The 13,362-nt window shown below is 69.3% G+C and carries 14 protein-coding genes and 2 pseudogenes; 12 read left to right on the top strand and 4 right to left on the bottom strand.

Features of this window, described 5'->3' with window-relative positions:
• The first annotated feature begins 29 nt into the window (after positions 1–29).
• The 3 genes and pseudogenes from IGS69_RS19915 to IGS69_RS34695 all read left to right on the top strand — a co-directional run.
• Positions 30–416, top strand: coding sequence for a hypothetical protein (locus IGS69_RS19915; protein WP_232543585.1), 387 nt, complete (start codon positions 30–32; stop codon positions 414–416).
• Positions 413–955: an NUDIX hydrolase gene (locus IGS69_RS19910; protein WP_190901729.1), complete on the top strand. Its 543-nt coding sequence runs from the start codon at positions 413–415 to the stop codon at positions 953–955. Before IGS69_RS19915 ends, IGS69_RS19910 begins: the two co-directional genes overlap by 4 nt.
• Positions 956–1,025: 70 nt before the next feature.
• Positions 1,026–1,169 (top strand): annotated as a pseudogene (locus tag IGS69_RS34695) (UDP-N-acetylmuramoylalanyl-D-glutamate--2,6-diaminopimelate ligase); the annotation flags it as partial.
• 28 nt (positions 1,170–1,197) lie between these two features.
• On the opposite strand, the gene IGS69_RS34690 reads toward IGS69_RS34695, so the two are convergent.
• On the bottom strand, positions 1,198–1,539 hold the full coding sequence (locus IGS69_RS34690; protein WP_232543584.1) for a hypothetical protein: 342 nt from the start codon (positions 1,537–1,539) through the stop codon (positions 1,198–1,200).
• A gap of 361 nt (positions 1,540–1,900) precedes the next feature.
• Here IGS69_RS34690 and IGS69_RS19900 point away from each other — a divergent pair, with 361 nt between their 5' ends.
• Positions 1,901–2,260 carry a hypothetical protein gene (locus IGS69_RS19900; RefSeq protein ID WP_190901726.1) on the top strand — a complete coding sequence of 120 codons (360 nt, stop codon included), beginning with the start codon at positions 1,901–1,903 and terminating at the stop codon, positions 2,258–2,260.
• A 31-nt stretch (positions 2,261–2,291) separates the two neighbouring features.
• On the opposite strand, the pseudogene IGS69_RS19895 reads toward IGS69_RS19900, so the two are convergent.
• Positions 2,292–2,458, bottom strand: a pseudogene (locus IGS69_RS19895) (transposase); the annotation flags it as partial.
• Positions 2,459–2,737: 279 nt separating this feature from the next.
• Here IGS69_RS19895 and IGS69_RS19890 point away from each other — a divergent pair.
• The gene (locus tag IGS69_RS19890) at positions 2,738–3,607 is read left to right on the top strand and encodes an IS5 family transposase (protein ID WP_190900287.1); all 870 of its coding nucleotides are present in this window, start codon (positions 2,738–2,740) and stop codon (positions 3,605–3,607) included.
• 194 nt (positions 3,608–3,801) lie between these two features.
• Here IGS69_RS19890 and IGS69_RS19885 read toward each other — a convergent pair whose 3' ends face one another.
• Positions 3,802–5,361 (bottom strand): aromatic amino acid ammonia-lyase, encoded by a 1,560-nt coding sequence (locus tag IGS69_RS19885; protein WP_190901724.1) that lies wholly within the window; start codon positions 5,359–5,361, stop codon positions 3,802–3,804.
• 141 nt (positions 5,362–5,502) lie between these two features.
• Here IGS69_RS19885 and IGS69_RS19880 point away from each other — a divergent pair, with 141 nt between their 5' ends.
• From IGS69_RS19880 to IGS69_RS19865, 4 genes are read left to right on the top strand one after another with little or no spacing between them, the layout of a single operon-like run.
• Complete coding sequence (locus tag IGS69_RS19880; protein ID WP_190901722.1) at positions 5,503–6,537, top strand: ABC transporter ATP-binding protein; 1,035 nt, start codon at positions 5,503–5,505, stop codon at positions 6,535–6,537.
• Positions 6,534–7,175, top strand: coding sequence for an ABC transporter permease (locus IGS69_RS19875; RefSeq protein ID WP_190901720.1), 642 nt, complete (start codon positions 6,534–6,536; stop codon positions 7,173–7,175). Before IGS69_RS19880 ends, IGS69_RS19875 begins: the two co-directional genes overlap by 4 nt.
• Before the next feature lies 1 nt (position 7,176).
• Positions 7,177–7,839 (top strand): ABC transporter permease, encoded by a 663-nt coding sequence (locus IGS69_RS19870; RefSeq protein WP_190901718.1) that lies wholly within the window; start codon positions 7,177–7,179, stop codon positions 7,837–7,839.
• 9 nt (positions 7,840–7,848) lie between these two features.
• Positions 7,849–8,775, top strand: coding sequence for an ABC transporter substrate-binding protein (locus IGS69_RS19865; protein ID WP_190901716.1), 927 nt, complete (start codon positions 7,849–7,851; stop codon positions 8,773–8,775).
• Positions 8,776–8,867: 92 nt separating this feature from the next.
• Here the strand turns inward: IGS69_RS19865 and IGS69_RS19860 are convergent, their stop codons facing one another.
• Positions 8,868–9,956 (bottom strand): LacI family DNA-binding transcriptional regulator, encoded by a 1,089-nt coding sequence (locus IGS69_RS19860; protein WP_190904564.1) that lies wholly within the window; start codon positions 9,954–9,956, stop codon positions 8,868–8,870.
• 277 nt (positions 9,957–10,233) lie between these two features.
• On the opposite strand from IGS69_RS19860, the gene IGS69_RS19855 reads away from it, so the two are divergent.
• The 3 genes from IGS69_RS19855 to IGS69_RS19845 are packed head-to-tail and all read left to right on the top strand — an operon-like array spanning position 10,234 to position 13,342.
• Positions 10,234–11,517, top strand: coding sequence for an ABC transporter substrate-binding protein (locus tag IGS69_RS19855; RefSeq protein ID WP_190901714.1), 1,284 nt, complete (start codon positions 10,234–10,236; stop codon positions 11,515–11,517).
• 11 nt (positions 11,518–11,528) lie between these two features.
• Positions 11,529–12,512, top strand: coding sequence for a carbohydrate ABC transporter permease (locus IGS69_RS19850; RefSeq protein ID WP_232543582.1), 984 nt, complete (start codon positions 11,529–11,531; stop codon positions 12,510–12,512).
• On the top strand, positions 12,509–13,342 hold the full coding sequence (locus IGS69_RS19845) for a carbohydrate ABC transporter permease (protein WP_190901712.1): 834 nt from the start codon (positions 12,509–12,511) through the stop codon (positions 13,340–13,342). The genes IGS69_RS19850 and IGS69_RS19845 overlap by 4 nt, the downstream gene beginning before the upstream one ends.
• The last annotated feature ends 20 nt before the right edge of the window (positions 13,343–13,362 follow it).

Below are 13,362 nucleotides of genomic sequence, written 5' to 3'. Positions count from 1 at the left end.
GCAGAAAGCGTGCTCCGGAGGGGCCAGTGATGACTTTGGCAAGTACAGGCAAGAGGGGCGAGACGGCCGAGGACGCTGAGGGCACCGACACCCCCATCGACGTGGACGCGATCTCCTCGCAGACGAACACCATCCTCGGCCAGGACATGGGCACCACAACCCGGGCGGAAATGGACCGGCAGGTGCCGGCGATCGCGCACCACCTGAACCGGCTGCTCCGCGAGGATCTGGGCGCGGACGACGACAGCGAGGTGCGCAGCCTGCTGCGCAGAGGGACCACGCTGGTCGACCTCACCAACCGGCCGACCGCAGAGACGCCGGCCTTCGGGACCTACCTCTACCTCCGCGATGTGGCCCTTCTGACGCGGCGCCTGCTGTGGGTCTACGCCGAGCGGAACGGGCTGGATGCCCCGTGAGCGTCAAGGACGACCAGATCATCCGGGAGCTCTCCCACTACGTCCACGAGCCCCCCGCCGACAGGATGGCGCTGCTGCCGGTCTACGACGCGGCCCGCGACCACTCGCAGCGCCGCACCTGCACCCACGACCAGCGCTGCCCCCTCGTAGTCACAGGAGCCGTCGTCGTCGACGAGCACAATCGCCTCCTGTGCCTGCGGCACGAGGGAGGCTATGCCCTCGCGGAGGCGGCGCCAGAGGAAGCGGACGACTCCCTCAGCGGGGCGGCCCTGCACCTCCTGGCCGAAGCGGTCGGCATCAGGGACGTCTGGACACAGCCCGGCACCGAAGGGCCCTTCTTGGTCGACATGGCCCGGCCTGGGCAGCACAGTTACGGCTCTCGCCTCCGGGTCGGCATTCGCTACCTCTTCCGTTCCCACTCGCGCGCCGTGTTCCCGGCAGCGATCGAGACGGGTGCGGCGGCATGGGTGCCTCTCGCGAAGATAGGGATTGCGTCAGTCCGCAGCCGCGTGGAACGCCACCTGATCGGAACCGGATGAGTCCCCGACACCAACAACTCGCCTACCTGGTGAGCCTCATGGCCATCGGCGGCTCCCTCCTGCTCGGCATCTGGAGGGGCACAACGGCACCGCCGCCGCTTACCTGGCTTCCATCCTCCGCCCGGGTGACGTCCTTCTGGTGAAGGCGTCCCGCGGAGGCCAGCTCTGGCAGATCGCCCAAGCACTCACCGGGCAGCCGGTCACCGGGCTCTGAGCAGCCGCCTTCCCGCTGCAGCTCCCAGCTATCGGCCGTTGAGCTCGGAGCGGCATATCGCGCAGTACATGGCCGCATGGCGCCCATGCCGACGCATCAGCTGACCGCAGCCTGCGCACAGCCCCAGCTCCCAAGGAGGACAGCCCAGCGCGGCCGACGCAGCGGCCCGCTCGACGGACGTGATCAGCGACGGTTTCACGGATCGCTGGAGCGGCATCCGCGGCAGCGTGTGGCCACCCGTGGGCTGTCCCAGATCGCGGATGGGCCGGGCGTCGCTGACGAACCATCCCTCTTCGCCGGCGCGGCACGCCCGGTCGATGTCCTGCTCGGCGAAGGTGATCTGGTCGTCCGCTTCCTGTTCCGGCGCCACGGGAAGCGGCGCCTTCTCTCCAACCAGCTCCCGCCATAACTCGCAGTCGTCAGCCGGGACCCACATGTGCCGGCCGGCCCGGCCGCTGCCCCGATTCGGCACGTAGACGGGGACGCTCTCCCCTGTCGCGCTGGAGAGGACGAGATCCTCCGTCTTACGGCGAGCGGCCAAAGTGCACCGCTCAATGCGGTGTGGAGCGGGGCTGCCAGTGCGCACCGAGCAGAGTTGAACATGTTCAACTTTCGTGGCAGCGTGAGCGCTTGACGATCTGGTGTGCGAAGCAACCGGTGTTTGACGTACGCAAGGGGGAGTCATGCGTGATGAACGAGGGCGAGTCGCTGCGGGGTTGCGTGGAGTGGTCTTGGCGGTCGCGGTGTTGACGCTGGCCACGGGGTGCATATGGCAGCCACAGACACTGGCTCGGGCCGACATCGTAGGCACCTGGACCGAGGGCGGTACCGGGACCCTGCTCTTCAAGGACGACGGCACCGTCGTCGTAACCAACCTTGCCGAGTTCAATAACGACGGCGACAAGGTGTCGGAGTGCAGCGGCACCGGCGAGTGGGGCGCGTATCCCGACGACAAGGAAGCGGAGAAGGTGTGGACCACCGTCTGCGACGGCAACCCGTGGGAATTCGGCGGCTCGAAGGCGCATCCGAAGATGCGGCGCAGCGTGGGAGATCCTGATAACGGGGACGACCAAACCCTCAGCCGCAAGTAGCGGAAGGCGCCCGGCGCGTCCAGCCCGCCGTCCAGGTGCACCCAGAGGTGGCCACGAAGATGATCGCAGCCAGCACCTCCCGATCCCCATGCCGACGCCGGCCGCGCCCTGAGGACGTTCCGGCGCCGGCGGCACCACGCGTTCGAATAACTCCCACAAGCCGTCCGGCACCATCCGCTGCACAAGCCCAGTCGTCACCACACCAGACTGCCGCAAGATCACACCAAACGAAATGGCGTCTTAGAGGTCGTTTTCGCCTATGGCGCCCGCTTATCAGGTGATTCTCTAAGCGATTGGTGGCGGCACAGGCGAGGTCACCGCGGCTGTCGATGCCGGCGAGTCGCGGGAGGTTGCAGGTGGGGCGGAAGAGGCCCTAATCCTGTCTCATCTCAGGATGCCCGGTCGTCGAGGTTATGTGCTTCGACCGCCGTCGGCGTGCGACTGGGCGCACTCGGTCCGCGGCAGTACGCCGGAAGCATGCCGAAGCGACGCCCGTATCCGAGTGATCTGTCCGATGCCCGCTGGGAGTTGATCGAGCCGGTCCTGGCGGCCTGGCGTTTCGAGCGCCGCGGCCGGGCCCTGGACTTCGGCCGGCCACCGGAACACGATCTGCGCGACATCATGGACGCGATCTTGTACGTGGACCGTACCGGGGTTCAGTGGCGCTACCTTCCGCACGACTTCCCGCACTGGAACACGGTCTACGGCTATTTCGCCAGGTGGCAGCAGGAAGGCGTGTTCGCCCAGCTCAATGGCCTGCTCAGGCAACTCTTACGGCAGAAGGAAGGACGGGAGGCCGAACCGTCGGCCTGCGTGATCGACGCGCAGAGCGTGAAAACCTCCACCAGCGTGCTCGCCTCCGGCCAGGGCATCGATGCCGGGAAGAGGATCGTCGGGAGGAAGCGGAGCATCGTCACCGACACGATGGGCCTTCTCCTTGCCGTGCTGGTCACCGCGGCGAGCGTGCAGGACTCCATCGCCGGCACCCAACTCCTGGACCAGGTCGCCGTCGAACATCCCCGCATCCGCAAGGTGTGGGTCGACGGCGGCTACCGCCAGCACCTCGTCGAGCACGCCGCCAGCCTCGGCATCGACATGGAAATCACGCAACGCAAGCCTGGGACCAGGGGGTTCGCCCCGATCCCGAAGCGGTGGGTGGTCGAGCGGACCTACGGCTGGCTCATGCTCCACCGCCGCCTGGCCCGCGACTACGAAACCAGGCCCGCCCGCTCCGAAGCCATGATCCACATCGCCATGACAGACCTCATGGCCCGCCGCCTCACCAGCGAGAACACCATCTCCTGGCGCGACCCGACACCGCAGACCAAACAGCAGATTCCGGGATGAAACAACGGGAGAAAACGACCTCTTAGAGCGCCGCCCTCGTGCGCATGATGCGTAATGCGTAATGCGTAATGCGTAATGCGTGAGAGTTTCTCGCGATGGAAGATCACCATCAGCTGGGAAATAGTGTCAGCACTTCAGGTGTGGCTGACTCCTCACTCTCCTCGACTGCATCCAGTGCGGGCACGCTCACGCCTTCACTCGCCCCTCCAGATGTCCGTGAACCGGTCGAGCAGTGCGGCCGCCGCCGTCACGTCGTCCGTGAGCGGCCGGTCGGCGTGCTCCTCGTCGAGCACCGACAGGGCGAGCTCCAGCGCGCGGCCCACGGGAAGATCCGGATCCGGCCGGAGCTCGCGCTGGCGCAGCGCCCGTGCCGCGGCGACGAGTTCGCAGCCGACGACCAGACGATACGCACCGCACGCACGCAGCGTCTGACGTGCGGCGAGCGAGGCGAAGCTGGCCTGTTCCTCGACGCCTCGGGAGAGTACGGCGTGGCCGAGCGACGCGGGCGCCGAGAAGGCCCGCAGATCGCCGAGGGCCGCGCCGGCCGCGTACTCCAGGATCATGATGCCGGAGGAGGCGGGTTCGTGGTCGGCGAGGAAGGGGCGCAGGCGGGTGTAGGCGGGCTCGTTGAGGGTGGAGAGCCGTGACGTCGACAGCCGGGCCACCTGGGTCAGGGCGAGTCTGAAGTGGTCCAGGGCGAGGGCGAGTTGCGCCTGGTAGAAGCCGCCGTGGTGGTAGGCCGCCATGTCGTCGGCGGCGATCAGCGGGTTTTCGGCGGCCGCGTTGATCTCGATCGCGACGACCTCTTCCAGGGCGTCGGCCGCGTCATGGGCGGGACCGTGGACCTGAGGCAGACAGCGGAAGCCGTACGGGTCCTGGATCCGCCCGAGCGGCGGGGAGGGCCGGTCGGGGGCGCCGAGCAACTCCCGCATCCGCCGGGCGACTTCGATGGAGCCGCGGTGCGGCCTGGCGGCGTGCACGGGCGCGGCGTACGCCTCGTGTGCCCCGTCGATCGCCAGCATGGACAGCGCGCCGACAACCTGGGTGGCCTCCAGCAGCCCCCGCAGTTCGTGCAGAGCGAGCGCGGCCTGCGCGAGCGTGAGGGCGTTGCTGCTGATGAAGGCGAGGGCGTCATTGTTGTCGAGGTGCTGGGGCTCGGGGGCACCCACCACACCTTGTGGCTCTCCGGAAGCGCCGCCCGCCCCCGAGAAGCCCGCCGCCCGCCATGGATGCTCACCCGCCAGCGCCAGTCCCACCTGGGCCAGTGCCGCGATGTCCCCGGTGCCCACCGATCCGAACTCGTTGACGACCGGATACGCCCCGCTCTCCAGCGCCTCGCACAGCGCGGTGACCATGGTCGGCCGCAGCCCCGCACCCCCGGCGAGCAGCTGGTTGGCGCGGACGGCGAGCAGCGCGCGGACCTGGCGGGCGGGCAGCTCCTCCCCGATGGCGCCGGCGTGGCTGCGCAGCAGCCGGAGGCCGTGCTCGGCGGCCGCCTCGGTGGGCACGTCCTCGTTCCGGTTGGCGCCGACCCCGGTGGAGCGGCCGTAGACGCGTCCGGTCGCGGCGATCTGCCGGGCGGCGTCCCAGGACTCCGCCACGCGCTTCATCGCGTCGGCCCCGGGTTCCGGACGCGCCGTCCCGTCGGCGAGGCTTACGACGTCCTCGACCCGGAGTCCGAGCCCGTCGAGGACCACTGGGTCGGCATGCCCGGAAGACCCAGCACCGGCCGCGTCCACGATCTGAGACGGCATATCGCCCAAACTCCCCTCAAGCTGGATATTCGATCTCGCCTGACGGTCAGCCGTTACATCGGATTAACGCCAAGCCGTTGACAACCTATTCACGTACCGAGAACTCTGCATGACGTTATACAGCCGGGCAAGGGACATCTCATGATCCAGTTCGACGCGGTCCACAAGCGCTTCCCCAACGGCACGACAGCAGTCCACGACCTCACCCTCGACATGGCGGAAGGCGGCGTAACCGTCCTCGTCGGATCCTCCGGTTGCGGCAAGACGACCACCCTGCGCATGATCAACCGGATGGTCGAGCCGACCTCCGGCACCATCCGCGTGGGCGGCAAGGACGTCACCCGGCAGGACGCCGCCGAACTGCGCCGCTCCATCGGATACGTCATCCAGCAGGCCGGCCTCTTCCCGCACCGCACGGTGCTCGACAACATCGCCACCGTGCCGCTGCTCCTGGGCCACGGCCGCAGGAAGGCCCGGGCCCGCGCGGCCGAGCTGCTGCGGACCGTGGGTCTGCCGGAGGAAACCGGCAAGCGCTACCCGCACCAGCTCTCCGGCGGCCAGCAGCAGCGCGTCGGCGTGGCCCGCGCGCTCGCCGCCGACCCTCCGGTACTCCTCATGGACGAGCCGTTCGGCGCGGTCGACCCGGTCGTGCGCACCCAGCTCCAGGACGAACTGCTCCGGCTCCAGAAGGAGTTGAGCAAGACCATCGTCTTCGTCACCCACGACATCGACGAGGCCGTACGACTGGGCGACCGGATCGCGATCTTCCGTACCGGTGGCCACCTGGTCCAGTGCGCCTCACCCACCGAACTCCTGGCCCGCCCCGCCGACGCGTTCGTGGCAGACTTCCTCGGCGCCGAGCGCGGCCTGAAGCTGCTCTCGCTGAAGACCCTGGCGGCCGTCCCGCAGGGCCCGGCCCCGGAAGGCGGCCCCTGGGCCCTGGTACTCGACGCGGCGAACAAACCCCTGCACTGGGCCTCGGGCGATGCCGAACTCCCCGTACGACCGCTCAGGGACGACGACTCCCTGCTGTCGGCCCTCAACGAGTCCATCGCCTCCCCCACCGGCCTGATAGCCCGCGTCGACGCCGACGGCGTCCTCACCGGCGTCTCGTCCCGTGACGAGATCCACCAGCACGCCGGGCAGGCCCACACGGAAGCCCGGGTGGCCGCGTGACGATCGACTGGTCGTGGATCGGCGACCACACCGACGACCTCGCCACCCTCACGGTCTCCCACCTCCAGGCCGCCCTGTCCGCCGTCCTCTTCGGAGTGCTGATCTCGCTCCCCCTGGCAGTGGTCGCCCACCGGATCCGCCCTCTGCGCGGCTTCCTGCTCGGCATCTCGAACGTCCTGTTCACGATCCCGTCGATCGCGATCTTCGTGCTCCTGCTGCCGGTCAGCGGCCTCACCCGCACCACCACCGTGATCGGCCTGACGGTCTACACGCTGGTCGTGCTCCTCCGGAACACCGTGGAGGGCCTCGACTCGGTCCCCGTGAAGACGAAGGAGGCGGCGAAGGCGATGGGCACGCGCCCCCTGCGCACGCTGCTGACGGTCGAGTTGCCCCTGGCGCTCCCCGTGATCATGGCGGGCGTCCGCATCGCGACGGTCATGTCCATCTCCCTCGTCTCGGTCGCGACCTACATCGGCGACGGCGGCCTCGGGCAGCTCTTCACCGACGGCTTCCAGCGCAACTTCCCGACGCCGGTGATCGCGGGAGTGGTCCTCACGATCCTCCTGGCCGTGGTCGCGGACGCGGCCCTGGTCGCCGTCCAGTACGTCCTGACCCCCTGGCGGAGGCGGCGAGCCTGACATGTACGAACTCTTCAAGAACCTCGGCGGCTGGCTCACCAGCGGCGCCCAGTGGTCCGGCTCGGACGGCATTGCCCACCGCCTCGCCGAGCACCTCCAGTACTCCCTCCTCGCCACGCTCATCGCGGCCGCCATCGGCCTCCCGCTGGGCCTGCTGATCGGCCACACGGGCAAGGGCGCGTTCCTCGCCATCAACCTGGCGTCGTTCGGCCGCGCGCTGCCCACCGTCGGCCTGGTCGTGCTGGTCTTCCTGGCCGGCGGACTGTCCATGCTCCCGGTCTACGTCGCCCTGGTCGCCCTGGCGGTCCCGGCGATCGTCACCAACACCTACGCCGGGATGACCGCCGTCGACCCGGACGTGAAGGACGCGGCGCGCGGGCAGGGCATGCGCGGCCACCAGGTCCTGTTCCAGGTCGAGTTGCCGCTCGCCCTCCCGCTGATCATGACGGGCCTGCGCCTGGCGCTCATCCAGGTCGTCGCCACCGCCACGATCGCCGCGTACGTCTCCTTCGGCGGCCTCGGCCGGTACGTCTTCGACGGCCTCGCCCAGCGCGACCTCGTGCAGGTGCTCGGCGGCGCGGTGCTGGTCGCCGTCGTGGCCGTCGTACTCGATCTGCTGCTGAGCACCCTCCAGCGCTTCCTCTTCCGACACCGCACCGCCTAGGGACCCTCGATGAACCGACGCACTCTCCTCGGCAGCCTCTTCGCAGCCGCGTCCGTCCCCGCCCTCTCCTCCTGCGCGAGCGGCATCACCTCCCTCGACAACCAGGGCACGACCTCCGGCGGCGGCTCCAGCAAGGGCGGAGTCACCATCGGAACCGCCAACTTCACCGAGAACCAGGTGCTGGGGTATCTGTACGCGGCTGTGCTCACGGCAGCCGGTGTGAAGACGAACGTCCGCCCGAACCTCGGCACCCGCGAGATCCTCATCCCCGCCATGAAGGGCGGCGACATCGACCTCCTGCCGGAGTACCAGGGCGCCCTCCTGCACTACCTCGCCCCGAGGGCGACGGAGACCGAGGAGGGCGAGATGCAGAACGCCCTCGCCGTCGCGCTCCCCGCCGGCCTCCAGGTGCTGCCGTACGGCATGGCCGAGGACTCGGACGCCTTCGTGGTCACGCGGGGGACGGCGGAGAAGTACGGCCTGACCTCCCTGGCCGATCTGAAAAAGCAGAACGGCAAGCTGGTCATCGGCGCGGCGCCGGAGGTGAAGAAGCGACAGGTGGGTGTGGTGGGCCTCAAGGAGGTCTACGGCGCGGAGTTCAAGGAGTTCAGGTCCCTCGACTCCTCCGGTCCCCTGGTCAAGGGCGCCCTGAAGAAGGGCGACGTCGATGTGGCGAACCTCTTCACCACGGACACCGACATCCAGGCCAACGACTGGGTGGTGCTGACGGACCCCGAGAACCTCATCCCCGGCCAGCATGTCGTCCCGCTCATCGCCGACCGCAAGGCCGACTCCGCGGTCCGCAAGGCCCTGGCCCGTCTCGGCAACGTCCTCACCACGGCCCAGCTCACCGAGCTCAACCGCCAGGTCGACAAGGACAAGAAGGACCCGGAAGACGTGGCGAACACCTTCGCGAAGCAGCACGGGCTGGCCTGAGACGGTGTCCTGGGCTGCGGGACGGGGTTCCCGGTTCCCGTGGCCTGCGGGCCCCGGGGCGCCCGGCGCCCGCCGAACTCCCCGATCGGGTTCTACTCGCTCGCCGAGCCGGCGGACTGACCCTCCGCCGCCCTCGCGGACTGATCCCCCGCCGGCCTCGCGGCCACCGGAGCCGTCGACCCCCGGGGAATCACGTGCGTCGGCAGGACGATGTGGCGTTCCTGGTCGCCGTCCGAGTCGTCGATGAGCTTCAGGGCCAGTTCCCCCGCCAGCCGGGCCATCTCCGAGGGCGACTGCGCCACCGTCGACAGGTCGAACCAGTCCGCCAGCGGCTGATCGTCGAAGCCCAGGACCGAGACACGCTCGGGCACGGCGATCCGGGTCCTGCGGAGGTTCCAGATGAGAGCGACGGCGACCTCGTCCTGCTCGGCGAAGATCGCGGTCGGCGGCTCGCGCAGGCTCAGCAGGGTGCCGAGCGCCTCGGCGGCGGCGCGCTTGCTGCCGGGCCGCGTGGACACCACCAGGTCGTCGTCGAGCGGCACACCCGCCTCGGTGAGCGCCTGCTGGTAGCCCAGCAACCGCTCGTTGGAGCTGAAGGTGAAGCCGCTCGCGCCCTCGGTGGTGACGAAGGCGATCCGGCGGTGGCCGAGGTTGAGCAGGTGCCGGGTGCCGTGCAGGGCGCCGGCGACGTCGTCGACGTAGACGCTCGGACGTCCGTCGACGTGCGCGCTGACGTAGATCACCGGCATGCCGAGGTCGTCCAGCCGCGCCGTCTCCTCGTCGGTGAGGTCGAAGGAGAACACCAGCAGCGCGTCGGCGTTGCGGCGCGCCGGGAGGTGCTCGAAGAACGCCGTGCGCTCGGCCAGGTCCGGGATCTCGTAGACGTTGAGCTGGAGGCCGGCCGCCCGTAGCAGCGGGGCCAGGCTGGACAGCGCGGATCCCGTGAACCACGCGTTGAGCGTGGGCACCATCACGGCGACCGTGCCGGTCCTGCCCGTGACCAGGCTCGCCGCCTGCCGTGACACCGCGAAGTCGATCTCGCGCGCGGCCTTCTCGACCCGGGCGCGCACCTCCGGCGAGACCGTGGACAGGCCGCGCAGCGTGCGGGACACGGTGGAGGTGGAGACCCCGGCCCGTTCGGCGAACGTCGGCCATCGTGGGGTGCCGGTGCTGGGCTGCAGGCATGGGCCGGACGTTAGCACAGGGTTGCCCTTCCTGACGGGGTGTCGTGACAGCGCTTTCATGCATGGAGCACCCGTCCGGTCAGCCCATTACCCGCAAGTAACGCATTGACTTCGCCGCAGGGCCGCCCCTAGCTTGCAAACGTTGTCCCGGCGGGCCCGGAAGCTCCCCGGAGGGGACGCATTCACGCCGCTGACCTGCTCATTATCCCGCCGCGTTTCGTGACAGCGCAGTCTCACAAGCCCTGACCCCGGTTCCGTACGACCAGGAGAGACAGTGACGACCAGAACCACCAGCAGCGCCGCCGCCCTCACCGCCGCAGGGCTCCTCCTCACCGCCTGCGGCTCCTCGGGCGGCGGCTCCGGACAGGCCGGGACCCCGTCGTTCGAGGGGCGCGGCCCCATCACGTACGTGGCCGGCAAGGACACCACCGGCACCGTCCAGCCGATGCTCGACCGCTGGAACGCGGCGCACCCGAAGGAGAAGGTCACCTTCATCCAGCTGCCGACCGACCCGGACGCCCAGCGGCAGCAGATGATCCAGAACGCGGAGACGAAGTCCGACGCCTACACGGTGCTGTCCCTCGACGTCGTGTGGACCTCGGAGTTCGCCGCCCACCAATGGATCGACCGGCTGCCCGAGAAGCGGTATCCGCTGGCGAAGATGCTGAAGCCGGTGGTGGAGACCTCGCGGTACCGGGGCGGGCTGTACGCGGTGCCGTCCAGTTCGGACGGCGGCATGCTCTACTACCGCACCGATCTGCTGAAGAAGGCCGGCGTCGCGGGGCCGCCCACCACCTGGGCGCAGATGACCGCCGCCTGCGCCAAGGTGAAGAAGCTGCCCGAGGCGAAGGGCATGTCCTGCTACGCCGGGCAGTTCCAGAAGTACGAGGGCCTGACGGTGAACTTCGCCGAGGCGGTGAACTCCGCGGGCGGCACCGTCACCGACGCCGCCGGCAAGCCGGACGTCGACACCCCCGAGGCCCGCGAGGGCCTGGACTTCCTGGCCCGTTCCTTCAAGGACGGGACGATCCCGAAGAAGGCCATCACCTACCAGGAGGAGGACGGCCGGCAGGCCTTCCAGTCCGGCGATCTGGTCTTCCTGCGCAACTGGCCGTACGTGTACTCGCTGGCCCAGAAGAGCGGCATCAAGGGCAAGTTCGCGGTCGCGCCCCTGCCGGGCCTGAACGGTCCCGGTTCCTCCAGCCTCGGCGGCCACAACATGGCCGTGTCCTCCTCGGCGAAGAACAAGGCGACGGCCCTGGACTTCATCGAGTTCATGACGAGCGAGAAGAACACACGGACCCTGCTGGAGGACGCCTCCCTCGCCCCGCCGTACGCCTCGCTCTACGACGACCGGGCACTGGTCGGGCAGTACCCGTACCTGCCGGTGCTCAAGGAGTCCATCGTGCGGGCCGCCCCGCGTCCCCGGGTCGTGCCGTACGGCGATGTCACCGCGGCCGTCCAGCAGGAGGCGTACGCCGTGCTGAACGGGGACAAGAGCAGCGCGCAGGCACTGCGGGACCTGCAGAAGGCGCTGGGCAAGGCCGTGGCGCGGTGAAGGCCGGGGTCATGACCGAGGCGGTGGCACCGCCCGGGGCCCCCACGCAGGCCGGGCCGCCGGTGCGGCGGGGGCGGGCGACCGCGGGTGCCGGGCGGCTGGCCGCGCTGCTCGTCTCCCCCACCCTGCTGGTGCTCACGGTCGTCGTGCTCTACCCGACCCTGATGGCGCTCAAGGAGTCGCTGTACGGGGCGAAGGGCCTGGACCCGGCGACCGGGTTCATCAGCGACACCGAGCCGTTCGTCGGGCTGGGCAACTACGCCGAGATCTTCGGCGAGGCCGGGGCGCGCTTCTGGAACGCCTTCTGGAACACCACGTTCTTCACGGTCGTCACCGTCGGTCTGGAGACCGTGATCGGCGTGGCCATGGCGCTGATCATGCACCGGGCGTTCAGGGGCCGGGCGCTGGTGCGGGCCGGGATCCTGGTGCCCTGGGCGGTGCCGACGGCGATCTCCGGACTGCTGTGGCGGTGGATCTTCAACAGCGACGGCGTCGCCAACGCGCTGCTCGGACAGCAGATCCTGTGGACCACCGAGGGCTTCCACGCCAAGGTCGCCGTCATCGTCGCCGAGGTGTGGAAGACCGCGCCCTTCATCGGGCTGCTGGTGCTCGCCGGTCTCCAGGTGATCCCCCGGGAGGTCTACGAGGCGGCCCGGATGGACGGGGCCCGGCCGGTGCGGCAGTTCTGGCACATCACCCTGCCGCTGGTGAAGCCCGCGCTGCTGGTGGCGGTGCTGTTCCGCTGCATGGACGCGCTGCGGATGTTCGACCTGCCCTACATCCTCGTCGGCGCGCAGAAGCACTCGGTGGAGACGCTGTCGATGCTCGCGCAGAACGAGGCGTCCAACGTCCGCTTCGGACCGGCCTCCGCCTATGCGGTGATCCTCTTCCTCTATGTGTTCCTGATCGCGCTGGCCTTCGTCCGGCTGCTCGGGACCGATCTCGCCGGGGGCGCGCCCGGTGCAAGGCGCCGTGGCAAGGAGGTGGCGGCATGACGCGCACGGTCGAGTGGCGGCGGTGGCTGTCGTACGCGGGGATCGCCGCGGTGGTGGCGTACTGCCTGGCGCCCTTCTACTGGATGCTGGTCTCCAGCCTGCGCCGCACGAGCGACATCTTCGACACCTCGCTCGTCCCGTCCCCGCTGTCCTTCGAGAACTACCGGGCCGTGTTCGACCCGGTGCAGGGCTTCGGGCGGGCGCTGCTCAACAGCCTGTTCGTCGCCGGGATCACGACCGTCCTGGCGCTGGTGCTGGCCACCTTCACCGCGTACGCGATGGCCCGGCTGGAGTTCCGCGGCAAGCGGCTGATCCTGACCCTGATCATCGCGACCTCGATGTTCCCGGTGGTGTCGATCGTGGTGCCGCTGCTGAAGCTATTCACGGACATCGGCTGGATCAACACCTACCAGTCGATGATCGTGCCGAGCATGTCGTTCGCGCTGCCGCTGGCGGTGTGGAACCTGACCACGTTCTTCCGGCAGATGCCGGACGAGCTGGAGCACGCCGCGATGGTCGACGGCTGCACCCGCGGCCAGGCCTTCCGCAAGGTCATCGTGCCGCTGGCCGCGCCGGGCATCTTCACCACGGCGATCATCACGTTCATCGCGGCCTGGAACGAGTTCCTCATCGCCCTGTCGATGACCAACAAGCCCGGCATGCAGACCGCCACGGTCGCCATCTCCAAGTTCACCGGCGCGACGACGTACGAGACCCCGTTCGGCAGCCAGATGGCCGCGGGTGTCCTGGTCACCGTCCCACTGGTGGTCATGGTGCTGCTCTTCCAGCGCCGGATCGTCGCCGGACTCACCGCCGGCGCCGCGAAGTAGCCCGTTCCGTACCCGAAGGA

Origin of the sequence: Streptomyces tuirus (assembly GCF_014701095.1) — a bacterium.
Classification (GTDB): Bacteria; Actinomycetota; Actinomycetes; order Streptomycetales; family Streptomycetaceae; genus Streptomyces; species Streptomyces tuirus.
The sequence above is the reverse complement of the archived record's forward strand: the minus strand, read 5'-3'. Positions and strand labels throughout refer to the sequence as shown.